Here is a 22,103-nt window from a genome sequence, read left to right on the forward strand (position 1 = left end):
AGCACACACCATAAGCCAGCTTTCGAGCTGGCTTATGCGTATTCAAGACATAACTATTTGGGAGTGACTGCGAGACATGTCCCGCAATTCTTATTATCAGCAGAGCTCTGACATCCAGGCCGCAGGTGGTCTGGTCCCGATGGTTATCGAGCAGTCCGCCCGTGGCGAACGTGCCTATGACATCTACTCGCGCCTCCTCAAGGAGCGAGTGATCTTCCTGGTCGGCCCGGTAGAAGACTACATGGCCAACCTGGTCGCGGCGCAACTGCTGTTCCTTGAAGCGGAAAATCCGGACAAGGACATCCATCTTTACATCAACTCACCAGGCGGTTCGGTGACGGCGGGCATGTCGATCTACGACACCATGCAGTTCATCAAGCCTGACGTTTCCACCACCTGTATAGGTCAGGCCTGCAGCATGGGTGCTTTCCTGCTTGCCGGTGGTGCTGCGGGCAAGCGTTACTGCCTGCCGAACTCGCGCATGATGATTCACCAGCCATTGGGCGGTTTCCAGGGTCAGGCGTCGGACATCGACATCCATGCCAAGGAAATCCTCCATATCCGCTCGCGCCTGAACTCGTTGTTGGCGTATCACACCGGTCAAAGCCTCGAAACCATTGAGCGCGACACCGAGCGTGACAACTTCATGAGCGCAGAGCGTGCGGCTGAATACGGCCTGATCGACTCGGTGATCGACAAACGTAAAATGCCCGCCTAAGCAGCTCAAATGCAGGTGGTTGGTTTAACTGGCCACCAGCGGGCTTGAAAAAGCCCGCAATTGCCTTCATCTTGTGTTGCAAGCCTATCGGATTTGGATCGATCGAATGACTGACACCCGCAACGGCGAGGACAACGGCAAGCTGCTCTATTGCTCCTTCTGTGGCAAAAGCCAGCATGAAGTGCGCAAATTGATTGCCGGCCCCTCGGTCTTTATCTGCGACGAGTGCGTCGACCTGTGCAATGACATCATCCGCGAGGAGGTGCAGGAAGCACAGGCCGAAAGCAGCGCGCATAAATTGCCTTCGCCTAAAGAAATCAGCGGCATCCTTGATCAGTACGTGATTGGTCAGGAACGTGCGAAAAAGGTTTTGGCCGTAGCGGTGTACAACCACTACAAACGCCTCAACCAGCGTGACAAAAAGAATGACGATGTCGAACTCGGCAAAAGCAACATCTTGCTGATCGGCCCTACAGGCTCGGGTAAAACCCTGCTTGCTGAAACTCTGGCCCGTTTGCTGAATGTGCCTTTCACCATCGCTGACGCAACCACCCTCACCGAGGCGGGTTATGTGGGTGAAGACGTTGAAAACATCATTCAGAAACTGTTGCAGAAGTGCGATTACGATGTAGAAAAAGCTCAAATGGGCATTGTCTACATCGATGAAATCGACAAGATTTCGCGCAAGTCTGACAACCCGTCCATCACCCGGGACGTTTCCGGTGAAGGCGTGCAGCAGGCTCTGCTCAAGCTGATCGAAGGTACGGTCGCTTCCGTTCCGCCTCAAGGTGGTCGCAAGCACCCGCAGCAGGAATTCCTTCAGGTCGACACCCGTAACATCCTGTTCATCTGCGGCGGTGCGTTCTCCGGTCTGGAAAAGGTTATTCAAAACCGTTCCACCCGTGGCGGCATTGGTTTCAACGCAGAAGTTCGCAGCAAGGAAGAAGGCAAGAAGGTGGGTGAGTCCCTGCGTGAAGTTGAACCTGACGATCTGGTCAAGTTCGGGCTGATCCCGGAATTCGTCGGCCGTCTGCCGGTTCTTGCAACGCTGGACGAGCTCGACGAGGCTGCGCTGATGCAGATCCTCACCGAGCCGAAAAATGCTCTGACCAAACAGTATGCCAAGCTGTTCGAGATGGAAGGCGTAGACCTGGAGTTCCGGGCCGATGCACTGAAATCGGTCGCCAAGCGCGCACTGGAACGTAAAACCGGTGCTCGTGGATTGCGTTCGATCCTCGAAGGTGTGCTGCTCGACACTATGTATGAAATTCCCTCGCAGTCCGAGGTGAGTAAAGTAGTGATCGATGAAAGCGTTATAGAAGGCAAGTCCAAACCACTGTATCTCTACGAAAACAGTGAGCCGGCTGCCAAGGCAGCGCCAGACGCGTAAGCGTCGCACTGCCGGATTCAAGAAGGGGCCTTCGGGCCCCTTTGCTTTTGCAGGAACTGCCGAAAGTTTTGGCCGCGTTCGGACGATCTTTACCGCGGTCTTTTAATCAGCTTGTTTTTTTCGAAAGCAGCCCCCATCTTGGTTTCAAGCTTACTTCCATCTGTTTCCGGCCTTATGGCCGCCGTAGAGGCGAAATCATGAAGACAACCATCGAATTGCCTCTCCTGCCATTGCGTGATGTTGTGGTTTATCCGCACATGGTTATCCCGCTGTTCGTGGGGCGCGAGAAATCTATCGAAGCCCTCGAGGCCGCGATGACGGGCGACAAGCAGATCCTTCTGCTGGCCCAGAGAAACCCTGCCGACGACGATCCCGGTGAAGATGCACTTTATCGCGTCGGTACGATCGCAACGGTTCTGCAGCTGCTCAAGCTGCCTGATGGCACGGTCAAAGTGCTGGTTGAAGGCGAGCAGCGTGGCGCGGTCGAGCGTTTCAGCGAAGTTGACGGCCATTGCCGTGCCGAGGTTTCGCTGATTGACGAAGTCGACGCTCCCGAGCGCGAGTCGGAAGTGTTTGTCCGCAGCTTGCTGTCTCAATTTGAACAATACGTTCAGTTGGGCAAGAAGGTTCCGGCTGAAGTCCTGTCGTCGCTCAACAGCATCGATGAGCCGAGCCGCCTGGTCGACACCATGGCCGCACACATGGCGCTGAAGATCGAGCAGAAGCAGGAAATCCTCGAAATCATCGATTTGTCGGCCCGGGTCGAGCACGTTCTGGCATTGCTGGACGCCGAGATCGATCTGCTGCAAGTCGAAAAACGCATTCGTGGCCGCGTCAAAAAGCAAATGGAACGTAGCCAGCGCGAGTACTACCTGAATGAGCAGATGAAGGCCATTCAGAAAGAACTGGGCGATAGCGAAGAAGGCCATAACGAAGTCGAAGAGCTGAAAAAGCGCATCGATGCGGCAGGTTTGCCAAAGGACGCGCTGATCAAGGCCCAGGCTGAGCTGAACAAGCTCAAGCAAATGTCGCCGATGTCTGCTGAAGCGACCGTTGTGCGCTCCTACCTCGACTGGCTGGTTCAGGTGCCGTGGAAGGCGCAAAGCAAGGTTCGCCTGGATCTTGCGCGCGCAGAAGACATTCTTGATGCCGACCATTATGGTCTGGAAGAAGTCAAAGAGCGGATTCTCGAATACCTCGCCGTACAAAAACGCGTGAAGAAAATCCGCGGTCCGGTGTTGTGCCTGGTCGGTCCTCCTGGTGTGGGTAAAACCTCTCTGGCGGAGTCGATTGCTCACGCGACAAACCGCAAATTTGTACGTATGGCCCTCGGCGGCGTGCGCGATGAAGCGGAAATTCGTGGCCATCGCCGGACTTATATCGGTTCGATGCCAGGAAGATTGATTCAAAAGATGACAAAGGTGGGTGTGCGCAACCCGCTGTTCCTGCTCGATGAAATCGACAAGATGGGCAGCGACATGCGTGGCGATCCGGCATCGGCTTTGCTGGAAGTGCTCGATCCCGAGCAAAACCACAATTTCAACGATCACTATCTGGAAGTCGACTACGACCTGTCCGATGTGATGTTCCTTTGCACCTCGAACTCGATGAACATTCCACCGGCGCTGCTCGACCGGATGGAAGTGATTCGTCTGCCGGGCTACACCGAAGACGAGAAGATCAACATCGCCGTCAAATACCTTTCGCCCAAGCAGATCCAGGCCAATGGCCTGAAAAAAGGCGAGCTGGAATTCGACGCCGAGGCGATCCGCGACATCATTCGTTACTACACCCGTGAAGCCGGTGTGCGTGGGCTTGAGCGCCAGATTGCCAAGGTTTGCCGCAAGACGGTCAAAGAGCATGCGATGGAAAAACGCTTTTCGGTGAAAGTCACGGCCGAGATGCTGGAACACTTCCTTGGAGTGCGCAAATTCCGCTACGGCCTGGCCGAGCAGCAGGATCAGGTAGGGCAGGTGACTGGCCTGGCCTGGACTCAGGTGGGCGGCGAGTTGCTGACCATCGAAGCTGCAGTGGTGCCGGGTAAAGGTCAACTGATCAAGACCGGTTCGCTGGGCGATGTGATGGTCGAATCGATCACTGCAGCGTTGACGGTAGTTCGCAGTCGCGCGAAAAGCCTGGGGATCCCGCTGGACTTCCACGAGAAGCGCGACACCCACATCCACATGCCGGAAGGGGCGACGCCCAAAGACGGTCCTAGTGCGGGTGTAGGCATGTGTACGGCACTGGTGTCGGCATTGACCGGGATTCCTGTGCGCGCTGATGTTGCCATGACCGGCGAAATCACCTTGCGCGGCCAGGTTCTGGCGATTGGCGGACTTAAGGAAAAACTACTGGCGGCACACCGCGGCGGGATCAAGACTGTGATCATTCCTGAAGAGAATGTTCGCGATTTGAAGGAAATTCCTGACAATATCAAGCAAGATCTTCAGATCAAACCGGTTAAATGGATTGACGAGGTCCTGCAAATTGCGCTGCAATACGCGCCGGAGCCCTTGCCGGATGTGGCTCCCGAGATAGTTGCAAAGGATGAGAAACGCGAGTCTGACTCTAAGGAAAGAATTAGCACGCACTAGTACGTATTAGCCTGGGGGGCTTTCTTGACAGCTTTTTAGAGCCCTTGTTATAAAGCGGCTCTTAAGTGTCTGTAGGCCATTCAGCACTCGTTTTTGCTTTCACCAAAAAACTTAGAATCATCTCAAATAGATATAAGGGGACTTAGAGTGAACAAGTCGGAACTGATTGATGCTATCGCTGCATCCGCTGATATCCCGAAAGCTGCTGCTGGCCGCGCGCTGGACGCTGTAATCGAATCCGTCACTGGCGCTCTCAAGGCTGGCGACTCTGTTGTTCTGGTTGGTTTCGGTACTTTCTCCGTGACTGATCGTCCAGCTCGCATTGGTCGTAACCCACAGACCGGTAAGACGCTGGAAATCGCAGCAGCCAAAAAACCAGGTTTCAAAGCCGGTAAAGCACTGAAAGAAGCTGTTAACTAAGCCTCACTCGGTTTTTTGCCTATCCGGGTCGGGGTCATTCCTGACTTGGCAGCGGAGCGGTAGTTCAGTCGGTTAGAATACCGGCCTGTCACGCCGGGGGTCGCGGGTTCGAGTCCCGTCCGCTCCGCCAGTTACGAGAAGGCGCATCCTCGGATGCGCCTTTCTTCTATCCGGATTCTACCCACGCTCCACGGTTGCCTAATTTGAAGTTCAACCGTTTCTGGGGGACGCATGCTGCAGAATATCAGGGACAATTCACAAGGCTGGATTGCCAAGACCATTATCGGGGTCATCGTTGCACTGATGGCTTTGACCGGTTTCGACGCCATCTTCAAGGCCACTACCCACCGTAATGATGCGGCCAAGGTGAATGGTGAAGAAATCAGCCAGAACGAGCTGAGTCAGGCGGTTGATATGCAACGCCGTCAACTCATGCAACAACTGGGCAAGGATTTCGATGCATCCTTGCTTGATGAAAAAATGCTGCGCGAAGCTGCTTTGAAAGGGCTGATCGACCGCAAACTGTTGCTGCAAGGCGCAGAAAAATCGAAATTCGCTTTCTCCGAAGCTGCACTGGACCAAGTGATCCTGCAAACGCCTGAATTCCAGGTCGACGGCAAGTTCAGTCCTGAGCGTTTCGACCAGGTGATCCGTCAGCTGGGCTACAGCCGTATGCAGTTCCGCCAGATGCTGGCTCAGGAAATGCTGATCGGCCAGTTGCGCGCCGGTCTGGCAGGTAGCGGTTTCGTCACCGATGCACAGGTGCAGGCTTTCGCTCGTCTGGAAAAACAGACCCGCGACTTCGCGACCCTGAACGTCAAGGCAGATCCTGCGGCGGTGAAACTGACCGACGAAGAGGTCAAGGCTTACTATGACGAACACGCCAAAGAGTTCATGACGCCTGATCAGGTGGTCATCGATTACCTCGAGTTGAAGAAGGCTTCCTTCTTTGATCAGGTCGCCGTCAAGGACGAAGACCTGCAAGCGCTGTATCAGAAAGAAACCGCGAACCTGGCCGAACAGCGCCGGGCTGCGCACATTCTGATCGAAGTGAATGACAAGGTGAGCGAGGCGCAAGCCAAGGCGAAGATCGAAGAGATTCAGGCGCGTCTGGCCAAAGGTGAAAGCTTCGAGGCCCTGGCCAAGGAGTTCTCGCAGGACCCAGGTTCTGCTGCCAACGGCGGTGACCTCGGTTACGCTGGCCCTGGCGTTTACGACCCGGCCTTTGAGAAAGCGCTGTATGCGTTGAACAAGGATCAAGTGTCGGCGCCGGTACGCACTGACTTCGGTTTCCACCTGATCAAGCTGTTGGGCGTTGAAGCACCGCAAGTGCCGAGCTTCGCCAGCCTGAAAGACAAGCTGACCAAGGAGCTGAAAACCCAACAGGTCGAGCAGCGTTTTGTGGATGCGACCAAGCAGTTGGAAGATGCCGCGTTCGAAGCCTCCGATCTGGCTCAGCCGGCAGCGGATCTGAAACTGACCGTTCACACGTCCGCACCGTTTGGCCGTGAAGGTGGTGAAGGTATCGCGGCCAACCGTGCCGTGGTCACTGCTGCGTTCAGCCCGGAAGTTCTGGATGAAGGTGCGAACAGCACCGGCATCGAGCTGGATCCGGAAACTGTTGTGGTGCTGCGTGCCAAAGAGCATCGCAAACCTGAACAGCTGCCACTGGAAAGCGTCGCTGCGAGCATTCGCGTGCAATTGACCAAGGAGCACGCCAGTGCTGCTGCCAAGACCAAGGCTGATCAGCTGATTGCCAGTCTGCGTGATGGCAAGACGCCGCTTGATAGCCAGAGCTGGAAAGTCACCCACGCGGCAACTCGTGCCCAGGAAGGGGTTGATCCAACCGTGCTGCAAGCGTTGTTCCGCATGCCCAAGCCGGCAGCCAAGGACAAGCCGACTTTCAGCAGCGTGACCCTGACTGACGGTAGTCTGGTGATCGTGCGTCTGAACGGTGTGAGCGAAGCCGCAGCACCTTCTGAAGAAGAGAAGGCTCAGTATCGTCGCTTCCTCGCGTCGCGCGTTGGCCAGCAAGACTTTGCGGCTTATCGCAAGCAGCTGGAGAGCCAGGCAGACATCAAGCGTTACTGATGCCTGACTGACCCGTTGGTGGTAAACAAAGACCCTGGCCGAAAGGCCGGGGTCTTTTGTTTTGTGCGGGTCAAGGGGCGGCAGGGAAACCATGGCGCCGGGCGTTCAATGCTACCAGCAGGCTTAGTATCAGCAAGCTGCCGACGACCCATGGGAACGACATCACCCCGAGATTTTCCAGCAGCATGCCGCCCGCCAGACCACCGCCGGCAATTCCCAGATTCCACATTGTCACCAGCATCGACTGCGCGGTGTCCGACGAGTCGCCTGCGGTTTTCGCCAGGGCGGTTTGCAGCAATGTCGCCAGTCCGCCAAAGGCCAGCCCCCAGATCGCGATCGATACGTAGATCACCGCAGGTGAGCCGCTGCGAAAGGCCAGGATCAGTGCGGACAAGGTAAATAACCCGCAACTGATCAGTACCAGTTCGCGTAACCAGCGATCAATCAGCAGGCCGACGATCCAGATACTCAACAGCGCAGCGAGACCAAACACCAGCAGCACCTGATCGGTTTGTCCGGTGAGGCCAGCAGGTTGCAGGAAAGGCGCAATGTAGGTGTAGAGAATGTTATGGGCCAACACATAGGCGAACGTCACCAGCAACACCGCTTTTAAACCTGGCAAGGCGATGACCTGCCGCACCGGTAAGCGTTTTTCGGCACTTTGGCCGGCAAAGTCCGGGATTTGCCAGCGACCCCAGACGACCAGCAACACCGTCAGTCCGGTCATGACGGCAAAGCTTGCTCGCCAACCTGCGACCGTTCCTAGAAAGGTCCCGGCGGGAACGCCCAGGGACAGTGCCAGCGGTGCTCCAAGCATCGCCACGGCAATCGCTCGGCCCTGTAGGTGTGACGCAACCATTCGGCTGGCGTAGCCGGCCAGCAGCGCCCAGAGCAATCCGGCAAAGACCCCGGCAAACAAACGTGCCAGCAATGTCAGCCAATAGTCGTCGGACAGCGCGGTGACGCTGTTGACGAGGGCGAAGCCACCCATTGCAATCAGTAGCAAGGGGCGTCGACGCCAGCTCCGGGTGGCGATGGTCAGGGGAATTGCCGCCAGCAGCGAGCCAATTGCATACAACGTGACCAGTTGACCGATCAGTGCTTGCGAGACGCCCAGGCTTTCGCTCATTTGCGGCAGCAGGCCGGCGGGCAAGGCTTCGGTCATGATGGTGATGAAACCGGCAGAGGCCAGTGCCAGGAGTCCGCCGATTGGAAGTCGTTCGGCGCGATGCCGGTCAGCCGCCGATTGCGAAGCGGTCAGTTCAGATTCATTCATGTGCTCAGGTCCGTATCAGAGGTTATGACTATGGAGCCAAGGGTAGGGCGCTGCACCTTGCGGAAAAACAGGCTAAGGTTCCGAACTTACAGGACGAGAATGTCCGCAATGTCGGGAGTATGCGATGGATAGCCTGGGCAGTATTTCGGTGTTTGTGCAGGTCGCGGACACCCGCAGTTTTACCGAGGCGGGGCGTTTGCTGGGCGTTTCTTCGTCGGCGGTCGGCAAAAGCATTGCGCGACTTGAAGAGCGGTTGGCGGTTCGTCTGTTCCATCGCAGTACGCGTAGCATCACCCTGACCGCTGAAGGTGCGCTGTATCTTGAACGCTGCCGCAGGATTCTCGCCGAAGTCGAAGCCGCCGAGTTCGAGTTGTGCAGTGCGGCCAGCGCGCCTCGGGGAAAACTGCGCATCAGTGTGCCGCAGGTTCACGGGTTGGTGATGCCGGTACTCACCGAGTTCATGCGACTTTATCCAGACATCGAACTGGACGTCGACCTGTCGGATCGCATGGTGGATGTGGTCGAAGAGGGGTTTGATGCAGTGGTGCGCACAGGAAATCCGAAGGACTCGCGCTTGATGGCACGACAATTGGGTCGTTTTCGGTTGGTGTTGGTGGCAACGCCTGAATATTTCGCCGCGCAGGGTGTGCCGCGCACCCTGGAGGATCTCGCGGGGCATGCCTGCCTGCGCCATACCCTCCACGCCACCGGCAAGCTGGAGCTTTGGCCGTTGCAGCGGCTTGCGGATGGTAGTGAACCGTTGTTGCCGACGCGGTTTGTCACGACCTCCATCGAAGCCGTGCACCATGTAGTACAACAAGGACTGGGAATTGCCTGCCTGCCGGATTTTATGGTCCGCGAGGCAGTGGAGCAGGGGCGCTTGCAGCGAGTGCTGGATGAATACCTTGAGTACAGCGGCACGTTCTGGATGCTTTGGCCATCCAGTCGCCATGCAGCGGCCAAATTACGGGTGTTCATCGATCATTTGTGCCTGCGACTTTTTCCGGTAAACGATGGTCAGTAGACTTGTATCGCTTACAAGACACTAATCCATACGCCGTTACGGGGTGATCTGTTGCACAATAGGCCCCGGATCGTTTTCTTCAGGATGTTCAATGTTCAAATCATTCCATGTGCGTGCCGCCGGGCTGGCGTTGGTACTGGCTGCAGCAGCCGGTTGCACCAAGGACCAGGCCATCTATGAGCATGAAAATTTCGATGATTCCGGGACGTTTTCGCGCAAATACCCGGTTACCGATGTTGCTTCCTGCGAGGCCGCCCGTCGGGCGTTATTGAGCCAAGGCTACATCATCACCAGCACAGATCCGAAGCTGGTCAGCGGTCACAAGAGCTTTCAGCAGACCGGTGACACGCATATGGAGATCAGCTTCAACGTGGTCTGTGCCGAAGACAGCAAGCATCACGCGACAATGTTCGCCAATGCCTTGCAGGACCGCTACGCGCTGAAGAAAACCAACAACTCCGCCAGCCTTGGCGTTGGTGTGCTGGGCTCGGTGTCGATGCCGATTGGTTCTTCCGATGACTCGATGGTCAAGGTCGCCAGTGAAACCGTTTCGTCCGGGAAGTTCTACGAGCGGTTTTTCACGTTGGTCGAACTGTTCCTGCCGCCTGAGGTGAAGAAAGAGGCGCATATCGTCGAGAAGCCAAAGGCCGATCTGGGTGTGCCTGAACCCGCGGCAGCCCCCGCAGCGCCAGCCTCCGCGCCCGCAGCGACGCCTGCAGAGACTCCAACCCCGGCGCCAACTCCGGCACCGGTTGTGCCAGCTGCGGCCGAACCGGTGACGGCTGTGCCGGCGGTGAGTGCGCCGATAGTGCCTGTATCCGCTGCATCAACGCCTGTGGTATCAGCGCCAGCGCCTGAGGCGTCGCCAACTGGACCGGCGAGCACAGTTGAACCGGCACCGGCGTCCGAGGTCATCACGCCACCGGCGAATCCGAGTTCGTTGCCGGCACCGACCGAGCCAATTCCGGCACTGCCATCGTCCGGCAAGTAATCTGAAGTCGAGCACTATGGGATCTGTCATTGCCCCCACAGTGCTTGACTTCAAATGCATCTGCGCTGCCAGAGGCTGATTTTCTTCAGCTTTTATTCAAAGTCTCCCGTGATAAATTCTTGAGTGCCTGCTACGTTTTACTAGCAGCAACGTACCGCTGTGCCCGCGTCATTTTTCTTTCATGCGGGCACTTTATGCTGAGGGCGAAGGTCATTGGTATAACGGTTTAACTCGACTCAAAAGGACATCTCAATGGACGATTATCAAGAAGAGCTGCTCGAATACCAGGCATTTGAACTGGACCCTCTGGAACCCGCCGAAGACGCCACTGAGTTGTAACAAAGCAGCTGCAGGCCAGCCGTCAGGCTGAGTGCCTGTGACTGCGACGGAACTCGCCAGGTGTCTGGTTGTTCCAGCGTTTAAAGGCGCGCTGAAAGGCTTCGGCCGAGGCAAATCCCAGCAGGTAGGCGATCTCGCCAAAGGCCAGCTCCGTGTCACGGATGTAGGTCATGGCCAGATCGCGGCGGGTGTCGTTGAGAATGGCGCGAAACTGCGTGCCTTCTTCGGCGAGCCTGCGACGCAAGGTCCAGGTTGGCAGCTTCAGGCGTGCCGCCACTTCTTCCAGGTCGGGTTCACGACCCCCATTGAGCAACGGCCCCAACAACTGAGTGATGCGTTCACGCAGGCTGCGGGTGCGGGTCAATTGCTCCAGTTCCCGCTCACACAGTTGCAGCAGATGTCGCCAGGTACTCGGGCAGTGCTCGGGGTTGCGCAGTGCCAGGCTGGCCTGACTCAGCCTTAGTTGGTTGTGCTCGGCGCCAAACTGGATCGGGCAATCACCCAGCAGTGCGTAGCGCTCGCGGTAATCGGGCTCGGAGAACTCGATGTCGATGCGCTCGGCGCGCAGCGGCTGGTGGCTCAGGCTGGATAACTGCTGCAACCAGCTGGCGATGATCGAATCCACCACAAAGCGGTTATAGGCGTTGTACGGGCTGATGGAATAGAACCGTAGCCACGCACCCTGGGCATCTTCATGGAAACTCGACTGTCCGCGGTAATTGGAGCCGTACAAGGCCTCGAAGCGAATCAGGCAACGCGCGGCTTCGCGCACGGTTGGCGCCTGAGCGGCAGTGACCCCGGCCAGCCCGACCTGGCTGAGGCGGCTCAGCTGGCCCATGCGCAGACCCAGTGCCGGGTCGCCAGTCAGTTGAACAGCCGCGTGGCCCAGGCGCATGTAGCGCGGGATCGACAGCCGTGCACCGGCTTCGGCTAGTCGCGCCGGGTCGAGTCCGTATTGTTCCAGCAGCGGCTGCGGGTCCAGACCATGGCTGGACACTGCGTCAGCCAGGCTATGGACGAAACCGACCGACAGATCCCCGAGGCGCATCGGCTGTGGTTTCATCACTTACAACCAGATATTGAGCAAACGTGCGCCGCGGGCTTCGCGGTCGGCGAAGTGTTGGCCGTTGCTGCTGAGAAAGCTCTGGCCGGCGCTGCCCTGATCCCAGAATTGTCCACGCAGGAACACGCTGACACCGGCGTTGGCCTGACTGACCGGGCGCCGACTGGTCAGCGTTAGGCGATGCCAGGCCTGGCCCTCGCTGAGCGAGCCGGGTTCGAGGCCGATTTCGCTCGGGGTCGATAGCCCTTTGTCTCCGCACCAAGGCTTGTCCCAGGCATTTCGGCCGATGATAGAGGCCGGCACGGCGATTAACTGAGCACCCTGATCGTTGAGTTTGCGATAGTTGTCCGGGTACCAGCTGTCGTTGCCGATCAATACGCCCAGGCGTCCGGCCGGAGTGTCGATGACATTGATCACTTGATCGGTACTCGGCTGGATATAGCTCCGTTGATCGAAGGCCGGGCTCAGCTGGCGCTGCGGTTGGCCGATCGGCAAACCATCGCGACCGAACACCAGACTGCTGTTGTACAGCGCACCACGGCCGATTTTCAGTGTGCCGTCGCTGACACTGGGGTCGGGCAACACGATGCTGCCCGCCACCAGAGTGATGCCGAACTCGTTGGCCAGCCCACCGAACAGCGCCTGGTACTGGCGGGCCATGCTTTTGGCTTTCATGCGCAGGTGCGCGTCATCCAGGTGGCTGTCGCCCTTGGCGCTGATCAACGCGCGCAAAAAGCTCAGGGGATTGCTCACTGCCAGCCAATTCATGGCTTCGTCCAGCGTGCTGGCTTGATACAGCTCGTCTTTCTCGCCGCTGACCATCAGCCAGGTACCGATGTGTTCCGGCAGCACGACGACGGTCTTTTCGTTCAGCAGGCCTTGTTCGCGAGCTTGCTGCAGATAGGCCGCGAGCTTGCGGTGCAGGTGCTCGGGGCTTTGATAATCGGTGGGGAACAATTCGGGCTGGATGCCCAGCAAGTTGCCGCGATCGGCAGGAACGCCCTGGTTTACGGCGAGGTTGATGCGCAGGTCCGAGAGGTAATGGCCAACCGGACGATCGGCGGTCCACATCGCGTAAGCGGCGATGACGGCGACAAACGCCATGGTGACGGTCAGATAAAGAAGTTTGCGCATGGGGGAACAGTCAGTGGCCGTGTGCAGGATTCGCCGACTAGGGTAGGCCCCATGCCGACGAATGCCAAGAGGTCCTGCGCGTTTAGATCAATAAGTTGTCAGTTACGGTCATTGAGCGATGCTCGGCCTGCTTTTAGTCTGTGGCACATAACCGATGGGTGCCAAAGAGCCCCCGCACTATTTTCGTGATTATTCGTTGTGGAGCTACCGATGACCGCCGCTCATTACCCGCACCTGCTGGCCCCGCTGGACCTGGGTTTTACCACGCTACGCAACCGCACTCTGATGGGCTCGATGCACACTGGTCTTGAGGAGAAACCTGGCGGTTTCGAGCGCATGGCGGCGTACTTCGCCGAGCGTGCTCGCGGTGGGGTTGGCCTGATGGTCACCGGCGGTATTGGCCCGAACGATGAGGGCGGGGTTTACTCCGGCGCTGCCAAGCTGACCACTCTCGATGAGGCGCTCAAGCACCAGATCGTCACCCGCGCCGTGCACGAGGCGGGTGGCAAGATTTGCATGCAGATTCTGCATGCCGGGCGTTATGCCTACAGCCCGAAACAGGTCGCACCGAGTGCGATCCAGGCACCGATCAACCCGTTCAAGCCCAAAGAACTGGACGAGGAAGGCATCGAGAAGCAGATCAGCGATTTCGTCACCTGTTCGACCCTGGCGCAAAAAGCCGAGTACGACGGTGTCGAGATCATGGGTTCGGAAGGTTATTTCATTAACCAGTTCCTCGCAGCCCACACCAACCACCGCACCGATCGCTGGGGCGGCAGCTATGAAAACCGTATGCGCCTGCCGGTGGAAATCGTCCGTCGCGTACGCGAAGCGGTCGGCCCGAATTTCATCATCATCTTCCGTTTGTCGATGCTCGATCTGGTGGAAGGCGGCAGCACCTGGGAAGAAATCGTTCAGTTGGCCAGGGCCATCGAGCAAGCGGGCGCGACCATTATCAACACCGGGATCGGCTGGCACGAAGCGCGGATTCCGACCATCGCCACCAAGGTTCCACGTGCCGCGTTCAGTAAGGTCACGGCCAAACTGCGCGGTTCGGTGAATATTCCGTTGATCACCACCAACCGCATCAACACCCCGGAAGTCGCCGAACAGATCCTTGCCGAAGGCGATGCCGACATGGTGTCGATGGCACGGCCGTTCCTCGCCGACCCGGAGTTCGTCAACAAGGCCGCTGCCGGTCGCGCTGATGAAATCAACACCTGCATCGGTTGCAACCAGGCCTGCCTGGACCACACCTTCGGCGGCAAATTGACCTCGTGCCTGGTCAACCCGCGGGCGTGCCATGAAACCGAGCTCAATTACTTGCCGGTGCAGCAGATCAAGAAAATTGCCGTGGTGGGTGCAGGTCCCGCGGGGTTGTCCGCAGCCACCGTGGCTGCCGAGCGTGGCCATCAAGTGACACTGTTCGATTCCGCCAGCGAAATCGGTGGCCAGTTCAACGTCGCCAAGCGTGTGCCGGGCAAGGAAGAGTTCTTCGAAACCCTGCGCTACTTCAAGCGCAAGTTGCAGACCACGAATGTCGAGGTGTGCCTGAATACGCGGGTCGATGTCGCGCAGCTGGTGGACGGCGGTTATCACGAGGTGATTCTGGCCACCGGCATTGCACCGCGTGTACCGGCGATTCCGGGTGTCGAGAATGCCAAGGTGCTGAGCTACCTGGACGTGATCCTCGAACGCAAGCCGGTCGGCAAGAACGTCGCGGTGATTGGCGCCGGCGGTATCGGTTTTGACGTCTCGGAGTTTCTCGTGCATCAAGGCGTCGCCACCAGCCAGGACCGTGAAGCGTTCTGGAAAGAGTGGGGCATCGATACTCACCTTGAGGCCCGTGGCGGTGTCGCCGGGATCAAGGCCGAACCTCACGCGCCGGCACGTCAGGTGTTCCTGTTGCAGCGCAAGAAATCCAAGGTCGGCGATGGTTTGGGTAAAACCACGGGCTGGATTCACCGCACGGGGCTGAAGAACAAACACGTACAGATGCTCAACAGCGTCGAGTACTTGAAGATCGATGACGAAGGCCTGCATATCCGTATCGGTGAAACCGGTGAGCCGCAGGTGCTGCCGGTGGACAACATCGTGATCTGCGCCGGACAGGATCCGTTGCGCGAATTGCACGACGGCCTGGTGGCTGCCGGGCAGAACGTGCATTTGATTGGTGGTGCGGATGTAGCGGCGGAGCTGGATGCCAAGCGTGCGATCAATCAGGGGTCGCGCCTGGCTGCCGAGCTCTGATAGCGACCGCAGTCTGCTGCTAAGATGCCGGCTCTTTCCCAAAGAGCCGGCATCAATGCTTTCTCCTCCCAGCGACTGGCTTCCCCATGCCCCGCTTGAACGTCTTCATCTCGACTGGCTCGCCACCGCCGGTATCGAGGTGGCAGTCCTGCGTCTGGACCGGATCGACCCGCTGATCTCCGGCAATAAGTGGTTCAAGCTCATTGAACATCTAAGGGTGGCCCGCGAGGCCGGTGCCGAAGGTGTGATCAGCCTGGGCGGTGCCTGGTCCAATCATCTGCATGCGCTGGCGGCAGCGGGTAAGCGCTTTGGTTTTCCTACCGTCGGCCTGTTGCGCGGGCATCCGCAAGACACCCCGACCGTGGAGGATTTACAGGCCTTTGGCATGCAACTGCACTGGTTGGGTTACGGCGGTTATCGCGCGCGCCACGAGCCGGGTTTCTGGCAGCCATGGCACGCGCAATACCCGCATCTGCATCCGGTCCCCGAAGGCGGTGGCGGTCTGCTGGGGGCGCGTGGTTGCGGGCAGTTACTGACTCAGGTCGGCGAACAGTTGAACGAGTTGGGCTGGAATGACCATGACGGCTGGTGGCTGGCCTGCGGAACCGGCACCACGCTGGCAGGGTTGGTGCTGGCCGAGGCGGGGAGGCATCCGGTGTATGGCGTGCTGGCGGTGCCCGATGATCATGGGGTAGCGCAGCAGGTCGAGGCAATTCTCGGCGAATGCGGCTTGCCGGACGGTGGATATGAGCTGTTCGACGGCAGTTGCGGCGGTTTTGCAAAAGTCGCCCCGACGTTGCTGGCGTTTATCGAAAACTGCGAGCGGGCCAGCGGTATCCCGCTGGAGCCGCTGTACACCGGTAAAGCGCTATGGGCACTCAAGCAACAGGTTGATGCTGGACGTTTTGCCGCCGGCACACGCTTGATCTTCGTGCACACCGGCGGTTTGCAGGGCCGCCGGGGTTTTGCGCCGCTCAGTCAGGGCTGACGCGCTTGGGCATCATCCGCAGCAGAGTGTTATCGCGAACCACGTAATGGTGATACAGCCCGGCCACGGCATGCAGGCCGATCAGCCAGTAGCCGAGGGTGCCGGCCAGTTCGTGCCAGCCTTTGATCTGCTTGGCCAGTGGTTTGTCTTCCCCGATCAGCAACGGCAGGTCGATGCCGTAGAACATCACCTGATGACCGTTGGCGCTGGTGACCAGCCAACCGAGAATCGGTGTGGCGATCATGAATATATACAACGCCCAGTGCATCAGCCGGGCGAGTACCGTTTGCCATGGGGGCGATGCCGGGAAGATTTTCGGAGCGCTTCCCAGGCTGCGGGCGAACAGCCGTAACCAGACCAGTGCGAACACGGTCAGGCCGAGCATGTAGTGCGTTTCCGTGATCAGGGCTCGGCCGCCACTGCCCCTGGGAAACATCCCCCGCAGTTCGATACTGGCGTAAACCAGCGCCAACAGTACCAGCATCAACCAGTGCAGCATGATTGATACGGTGCTGTAGCGTGATTCGGAATTCTTCCAGGGCATACGGTTTTTCCTCGCTTATCAGGTCTGAAGCCCCCGTTCTTGTATGACGGAGTGCGTTAACTGTAATCCTGTTTGCGAGGATTTGCCTGAGTCAGATCAGGCTTCGTGCCTCATCGAGCGCTCTGCGACAGACTATTGGGCAAAAAAAGGCCTGCATTTGCAGGCCTTCTTTTTACCCTCGGTTAACCGGCTGACTGATGCGGATTCGCTTGCGCGCACTGCGCGTCAGGCGGATCGACAGCATCAGCGCCGCACAGCTCAGGCCTGCAATCAGGCCTTCCCACAGCCCGTTCGGGCCGCTGGCCGGGCCGAACCAGTCGGTCAACCCCAACACGTATCCCACCGGCAGGCCGATCCCCCAATAGGCGAATAACGTCAGGATCATCGTCACCCGGGTGTCCTGATAACCGCGCAGGGCGCCGGCACAGATCACTTGGATAGCATCGGAAAACTGGTACAGCGCGGCATAGACGATCAGCATCGAGGCGATCTGGATGACGGTCTTGTCGGCGGTGTAAATCGAGGCGATTGGTTCGCGCAGGAGCAGAATCAGGCTCGCCGAGAATGCGGCAAACACCAGCGCCGCGCCCAGGCCGACCTTCGCCGCGAAGCTCGCCTGATACGGGTTCCCGGCCCCCAGCGCCTGACCCACCCGTACGGTGACCGCCATCCCCAGGGAATAAGGAATCATGAACAGCAGAGAGCTGATGTTCAGGGCAATCTGGTGCCCGGCCACGACGGTCGATCCGAGGCTGCCGATCAGCAGGGCGATGATCGCAAAGATGCTGGACTCGGCAAATACCGCGATACCGATCGGCAGGCCGATGCCTACCAGACGTTTGATCACCGCCCACTGAGGACGATCGAAACGCACCAGCAAACGCGTGGGGGCATAGATGGGCGCCCAGTGGGTCCAGCCGGCCATGCTCAGCGCAATGAACCACATGACGATGCCGCTGGCCCAGCCGCAACCGACACCGCCGAGGGCCGGCAGGCCGAAATGGCCATAGATCAGCGCGTAGTTCACGGGAATATTGAGCAATAAACCACTCAGGCCAATGACCATGCTTGGACGGGTGCGGCCCATGGCATCGCTGTAGCAGCGCAGTACGTAGTAGAAGGCAATACCGGGAAAGCCGAAGGCGATACCGTGCAAGTAGCCCATGCTCGGCTCAATCAACTGCGGGTCGACTTTCATCCAGTGCAGGATCGGCTCGGCGCTAAGCAGCAGGCCACTGCCCATCAGTCCGACACAGAGTGCCAGCCACAAGGCCTGGCGTGCCAGAGGCGCGATCTCGTCGTGCTGCTTTGCGCCAAAGTGTTGGGCGATCTTGGGGGTGGTGGCCAGCAGAACCCCGGTCATCAGCAGGTAGATCGGAATCCAGATCGAATTACCCAGTGCGACCGCAGCCAGGTCCCGTGGGCTGACTCTGCCCGCCATCACTGCATCGACGAAACCCATGGAGGTGGCTGCCAGTTGCGCGATCATGATCGGCAGCGCCAGGCCAAGCAGGCTTTTAAGCTCCAGGCGAACCCGGGCCGGGCGGTTGAGGGCAGTAGCAGCGAGGCGGTCAGTCACGGAATTCACAGGCGAAGCGTCCAGAGGGGATTGATGCGCGGGGCGGCGCATTCTACGCGTTGACGCCGCAGTCAGGAAAATTCCTGTGTTGCGGATTTGTAAAGCTCATCCACCCCGTGGGAGCTGCGCTACACTGCCGATCCGCCAAAGGAGCCTGCCATGCTGATTGTTGCCGACGAAAATATCCCGCTGCTCGATGCGTTCTTTGAAGGTTTCGGTGAAATCCGCCGCGTACCGGGACGCTCCATCGACCGCACCACGGTCGAACAGGCCGATGTGCTACTGGTGCGGTCGGTGACCAACGTCGACCGCGACTTGCTCGAAGGCAGCAACGTGCGGTTTGTCGGCACCTGCACTATTGGTACGGATCACCTGGATCTGGAGTACTTCCAGCAGGCCGGCATCACCTGGTCCAGCGCGCCGGGTTGCAATGCCCGAGGCGTGGTCGACTACGTGTTGGGCAGCTTGCTGACCCTGGCCGAAATCGAAGGCGTCGAGCTGGCCGAGCGCACTTACGGAGTGGTCGGTGCCGGTGAAGTCGGTGGTCGGCTAGTCAAGGTTCTGCAAGGTCTGGGCTGGAAGGTGCTGGTGTGCGATCCACCGCGTCAGGCGGCCGAAGGCGGCGAATTCGTCAGCCTCGAGCAGATCATTGGTCAATGCGACGTTATCAGTTTGCACATCCCGTTGAGCAACAACGCCGAGCATTCGACCTGGCACCTGTTTGACGAAAACCGTTTGAACCAGCTCAAGCCTGGCGCCTGGCTGATCAACGCCAGCCGTGGTCCGGTGGTGGACAACACTGCGCTGCGTGAAGTGTTGCTCGCGCGCGAAGACCTGCAAGCGGTGCTGGACGTGTGGGAAGGCGAGCCGAGCGTCGATATCGGCCTGGCCGAGTTGTGTGTGATCGCCACCCCGCATATCGCCGGTTACAGCCTAGACGGCAAGCAGCGCGGGACCGCGCAGATCTATCAGGCGTTTTGCCAGTTCCTCGGGCAGCCGGCCCAGGTTGCCCTTGATACGTTGTTGCCGGCGCCGTGGCTGGCGCAAGTCCACTTGAACGCCAGTTGTGATCCGGCCTGGGCCTTGGCGATGGTCTGCCGTGGTGTGTACGACCCGCGTCGTGATGACGCAGATTTCCGCCGTAGCCTGGTGGTCAGCGGTGCCGAACAGCGCACGGCGTTTGACTTGCTGCGCAAGCATTACCCGGAACGGCGTGAGATTGACGGGCTGAAGGTGCGCATTGAGGGTGAGTCGCCGGCTTTGCGGCAAATGGTGGCGGCGCTGGGGGCAATGGCTGTCTAGGAGCAAGGCTTGCCTGCGATGGGGCGCGCAGCGCCCCCAAAAATAAGCAATAAAAAACCCGGCTATCAGAGCCGGGTCGGAAGACGTAAGGCTACGTATCAATCTTGCTTGGCAGGCTTGACCAACCGTTGTTCCAGTTCGCGGCACGCACTCTGGATCATATCTTCAGTGATCGGCACTTCGCGCCCTTGGGCGTCAATAATGGCGCACCCCAGAGACTGGTGTGGCTGCGTGCGAATCACTTGAACTTTGTCATCGCTGCTGTTTTGCAAGGACATGGCCTGTCTCCTCATCAGGTTATGCGTTTACTGTAGAACCACCAAATGACCAAGCTGTGACAACTCCCTACAGGGGACAAGGCGGCAGTACCAGTCCATCAGAAATAACCCGGGACTTCTAGCCGGACTTTAGACCGATAACATCTAGGCTCTATTGTCAGCGGTCATATTTAACCTGACTCATTGTGATTTACAGCGTTGCGGCGGATCGACCAGTGTAGGCTTGGCCGGGTTGATTCTTTCAGTTTGCGCTTTCGGATGATCCTGATGCTGTCTGCCCGTCACCGCCGTGCGATTCGCCTGGCCAGTCGTTTTGTTGCACCTTACCGTTGGCAGGCGCTCGGTGCCTTGCTGGCGCTGATTGTCACTGCCGGCATTACCTTGTCCATGGGGCAGGGCATTCGCCTGCTGGTGGACCAGGGCTTCATGACCCAGTCACCGCAGTTGCTCAACCAGTCCATCGGCGTGTTCATGTTGCTGGTGTTGGGCCTTGCGATCGGCACTTTCATGCGTTTTTACCTGGTGTCGTGGATCGGTGAGCGTTGCGTGGCCGATATCCGTCAACAGGTGTTCAATCATTTGATTTACCTGCACCCGGGGTTCTACGAGAACAACCGCAGCTCGGAGATCCAGTCGCGCCTGACGGCCGATACCACACTGTTGCAATCAGTGATCGGCTCGTCGCTGTCGCTGTTCCTGCGCAATTTGCTGATGGTCATCGGCGGAGTCGTGTTGCTGTTTATCACCAACCCGAAACTCACCAGCATTGTGGTGGTGACGCTGCCGTTGGTGATCGCACCGATTCTGATCTTCGGTCGCCGGGTTCGCCGCCTGTCGCGCTTGAGTCAGGATCGGATTGCCGACATCGGCAGCTATGTGTCGGAATCCCTCGGCCAGATCAAGACCGTGCAGGCCTATAACCATCAGGTGCAGGACGAGCAGCGCTTCGCCGTCACCGTGGAAGAGGCTTTCGATACCGCACGCAAACGTATCGTCCAGCGCGCCTGGCTGATTACCCTGGTGATCATGCTGGTGCTGGGGGCGGTCGCGGTGATGCTCTGGGTCGGCGGCATGGACGTGATGGCCGGGCGCATTTCCGGGGGTGAACTGGCGGCCTTCGTGTTTTACAGCCTGATCGTCGGCAGTGCCTTCGGCACTTTGAGCGAAGTGATTGGCGAGCTGCAGCGGGCGGCCGGTGCGGCTGAACGAATTGCCGAGTTGCTGCGCTCGGAAAACATCATCCAGCCACCGGTCTCGGGGCAAGTGACATTGCCTGATCGAGTGCGTGGCGATTTGCTGCTCGAAGATCTACGTTTCTCCTACCCGTCACGGCCCGAAAGCTACGCTATCGATGGCTTGAGTCTGGCCATCAAGGCCGGCGAAACCCTCGCGCTGGTCGGACCTTCAGGGGCCGGCAAGTCGACGGTTTATGACCTGCTGTTGCGCTTTTACGATCCGATAGCGGGCCGCATCCTGCTCGATGGCGTGCCGCTGACCCAACTTGATCCTATGGATTTGCGCCGTTGTTTCGCGCTGGTGTCGCAAAACCCGGCGCTGTTCTTCGGCAGCATCGAAGAGAACATCCGCTATGGCAAACCCTCGGCGACCCTGGCCCAGGTCCAGGAAGCGGCGAAGATTGCCTACGCCCACGACTTCATCGAAAAAATGCCTGATGGTTACCAGACGCATCTGGGCGACGGCGGTCTCGGACTTTCCGGCGGTCAGCGTCAGCGGTTGGCCATCGCCCGGGCGTTATTGGTGGATGCACCGATCCTGCTGCTGGACGAAGCCACCAGCGCCCTCGATGCGCAAAGTGAACACCTGATCCAGCAAGCGCTGCCTCGCTTGATGAAAAACCGCACCACGCTGGTCATCGCCCATCGCCTTGCCACGGTAAAGAACGCCGACCGGATCGCGGTGATGGACCAGGGAAAACTGGTAGCGGTGGGTACGCACCACGAACTGATCGCCAGCAATGCGCTGTATGCGCGGCTGGCGGCGTTGCAGTTTGTTGGGGCGACCGAAGATGGCGATCATTTCGGGGCGGAATGACAAGGCAAATTGGAGGTGCTGTATGGCATTGCGTTCGGGCACTATGTCGACCTTTGTTACAGGCCAGGAC

At 58.6% G+C, this 22,103-nt stretch carries 17 protein-coding genes and 1 tRNA gene; 12 read left to right on the forward strand and 6 right to left on the reverse strand.

All coding sequences use genetic code 11. From position 1 onward, the window contains the following. Nucleotides 1–76: 76 nt before the first annotated feature. The 6 genes from clpP to FPT12_RS21160 all read left to right on the forward strand — a co-directional run bounded on the left by clpP (nt 77) and on the right by FPT12_RS21160 (nt 7,213). Nucleotides 77–718 carry an ATP-dependent Clp endopeptidase proteolytic subunit ClpP gene (gene clpP, locus FPT12_RS21135; protein ID WP_054596540.1) on the forward strand — a complete coding sequence of 214 codons (642 nt, stop codon included), beginning with the start codon at nt 77–79 and terminating at the stop codon, nt 716–718. 106 nt (nt 719–824) lie between these two features. Beyond that, complete coding sequence (clpX, locus tag FPT12_RS21140; RefSeq protein WP_105344075.1) at nt 825–2,108, forward strand: ATP-dependent Clp protease ATP-binding subunit ClpX; 1,284 nt, start codon at nt 825–827, stop codon at nt 2,106–2,108. A 197-nt stretch (nt 2,109–2,305) separates the two neighbouring features. Continuing rightward, nucleotides 2,306–4,702 carry an endopeptidase La gene (lon, locus tag FPT12_RS21145; RefSeq protein WP_019692756.1) on the forward strand — a complete coding sequence of 799 codons (2,397 nt, stop codon included), beginning with the start codon at nt 2,306–2,308 and terminating at the stop codon, nt 4,700–4,702. 147 nt (nt 4,703–4,849) lie between these two features. Further along, nucleotides 4,850–5,122 carry an HU family DNA-binding protein gene (locus FPT12_RS21150; RefSeq protein ID WP_002552737.1) on the forward strand — a complete coding sequence of 91 codons (273 nt, stop codon included), beginning with the start codon at nt 4,850–4,852 and terminating at the stop codon, nt 5,120–5,122. 53 nt (nt 5,123–5,175) lie between these two features. Further along, nucleotides 5,176–5,252 (forward strand) — tRNA-Asp (locus FPT12_RS21155). 101 nt (nt 5,253–5,353) lie between these two features. Beyond that, on the forward strand, nt 5,354–7,213 hold the full coding sequence (locus FPT12_RS21160) for a SurA N-terminal domain-containing protein (protein ID WP_145019570.1): 1,860 nt from the start codon (nt 5,354–5,356) through the stop codon (nt 7,211–7,213). 70 nt (nt 7,214–7,283) lie between these two features. Here the strand turns inward: FPT12_RS21160 and FPT12_RS21165 are convergent, their stop codons facing one another. Further along, a complete protein-coding gene (locus FPT12_RS21165; RefSeq protein ID WP_145019573.1) occupies nt 7,284–8,489 on the reverse strand; it encodes an MFS transporter in 1,206 nt (401 codons plus the stop codon). Between the two features lie 124 nt (nt 8,490–8,613). Between FPT12_RS21165 and FPT12_RS21170 the strand changes: the two genes are divergently transcribed. Further along, entirely contained in the window at nt 8,614–9,513 is a 900-nt protein-coding gene (locus FPT12_RS21170; RefSeq protein ID WP_145019576.1) for a LysR family transcriptional regulator, read from the forward strand. Between the two features lie 91 nt (nt 9,514–9,604). Then, nucleotides 9,605–10,504: a DUF2242 domain-containing protein gene (locus tag FPT12_RS21175; protein WP_145019579.1), complete on the forward strand. Its 900-nt coding sequence runs from the start codon at nt 9,605–9,607 to the stop codon at nt 10,502–10,504. Nucleotides 10,505–10,865: 361 nt separating this feature from the next. Here the strand turns inward: FPT12_RS21175 and FPT12_RS21180 are convergent, their stop codons facing one another. Then, a complete protein-coding gene (locus FPT12_RS21180) occupies nt 10,866–11,906 on the reverse strand; it encodes an AraC family transcriptional regulator (RefSeq protein ID WP_145019581.1) in 1,041 nt (346 codons plus the stop codon). Between the two features lie 3 nt (nt 11,907–11,909). Beyond that, complete coding sequence (locus FPT12_RS21185; protein WP_145019585.1) at nt 11,910–13,040, reverse strand: carbon-nitrogen hydrolase family protein; 1,131 nt, start codon at nt 13,038–13,040, stop codon at nt 11,910–11,912. A gap of 210 nt (nt 13,041–13,250) precedes the next feature. Here FPT12_RS21185 and FPT12_RS21190 point away from each other — a divergent pair, with 210 nt between their 5' ends. After that, nucleotides 13,251–15,290, forward strand: a complete 2,040-nt coding sequence (locus FPT12_RS21190) for an FAD-dependent oxidoreductase (protein ID WP_145019588.1) — start codon at nt 13,251–13,253, stop codon at nt 15,288–15,290. A gap of 55 nt (nt 15,291–15,345) precedes the next feature. After that, nucleotides 15,346–16,278: a 1-aminocyclopropane-1-carboxylate deaminase/D-cysteine desulfhydrase gene (locus tag FPT12_RS21195; RefSeq protein WP_145019591.1), complete on the forward strand. Its 933-nt coding sequence runs from the start codon at nt 15,346–15,348 to the stop codon at nt 16,276–16,278. On the opposite strand, the gene FPT12_RS21200 is transcribed toward FPT12_RS21195, so the two are convergent. Further along, nucleotides 16,265–16,822, reverse strand: coding sequence for a cytochrome b (locus FPT12_RS21200; protein ID WP_145019594.1), 558 nt, complete (start codon nt 16,820–16,822; stop codon nt 16,265–16,267). The genes FPT12_RS21195 and FPT12_RS21200 overlap by 14 nt on opposite strands. 172 nt (nt 16,823–16,994) lie before the next feature. Then, nucleotides 16,995–18,410, reverse strand: coding sequence for an MATE family efflux transporter (locus FPT12_RS21205; RefSeq protein ID WP_145019597.1), 1,416 nt, complete (start codon nt 18,408–18,410; stop codon nt 16,995–16,997). 150 nt (nt 18,411–18,560) lie between these two features. Here FPT12_RS21205 and pdxB point away from each other — a divergent pair, with 150 nt between their 5' ends. Then, nucleotides 18,561–19,703 (forward strand): 4-phosphoerythronate dehydrogenase PdxB, encoded by a 1,143-nt coding sequence (gene pdxB / locus FPT12_RS21210; RefSeq protein ID WP_145019600.1) that lies wholly within the window; start codon nt 18,561–18,563, stop codon nt 19,701–19,703. 98 nt (nt 19,704–19,801) lie between these two features. On the opposite strand, the gene FPT12_RS21215 is transcribed toward pdxB, so the two are convergent. Next, complete coding sequence (locus FPT12_RS21215; protein WP_123584631.1) at nt 19,802–19,981, reverse strand: PA1571 family protein; 180 nt, start codon at nt 19,979–19,981, stop codon at nt 19,802–19,804. A 258-nt stretch (nt 19,982–20,239) separates the two neighbouring features. Here FPT12_RS21215 and FPT12_RS21220 point away from each other — a divergent pair, with 258 nt between their 5' ends. Beyond that, the gene (locus FPT12_RS21220) at nt 20,240–22,033 is read left to right on the forward strand and encodes an ABC transporter transmembrane domain-containing protein (RefSeq protein ID WP_178098838.1); all 1,794 of its coding nucleotides are present in this window, start codon (nt 20,240–20,242) and stop codon (nt 22,031–22,033) included. Nucleotides 22,034–22,103 lie beyond the last annotated feature (70 nt).

It is taken from the genome of Pseudomonas sp. H3(2019) (genome assembly GCF_007713465.1).
Classification (GTDB): Bacteria; Pseudomonadota; Gammaproteobacteria; order Pseudomonadales; family Pseudomonadaceae; genus Aquipseudomonas.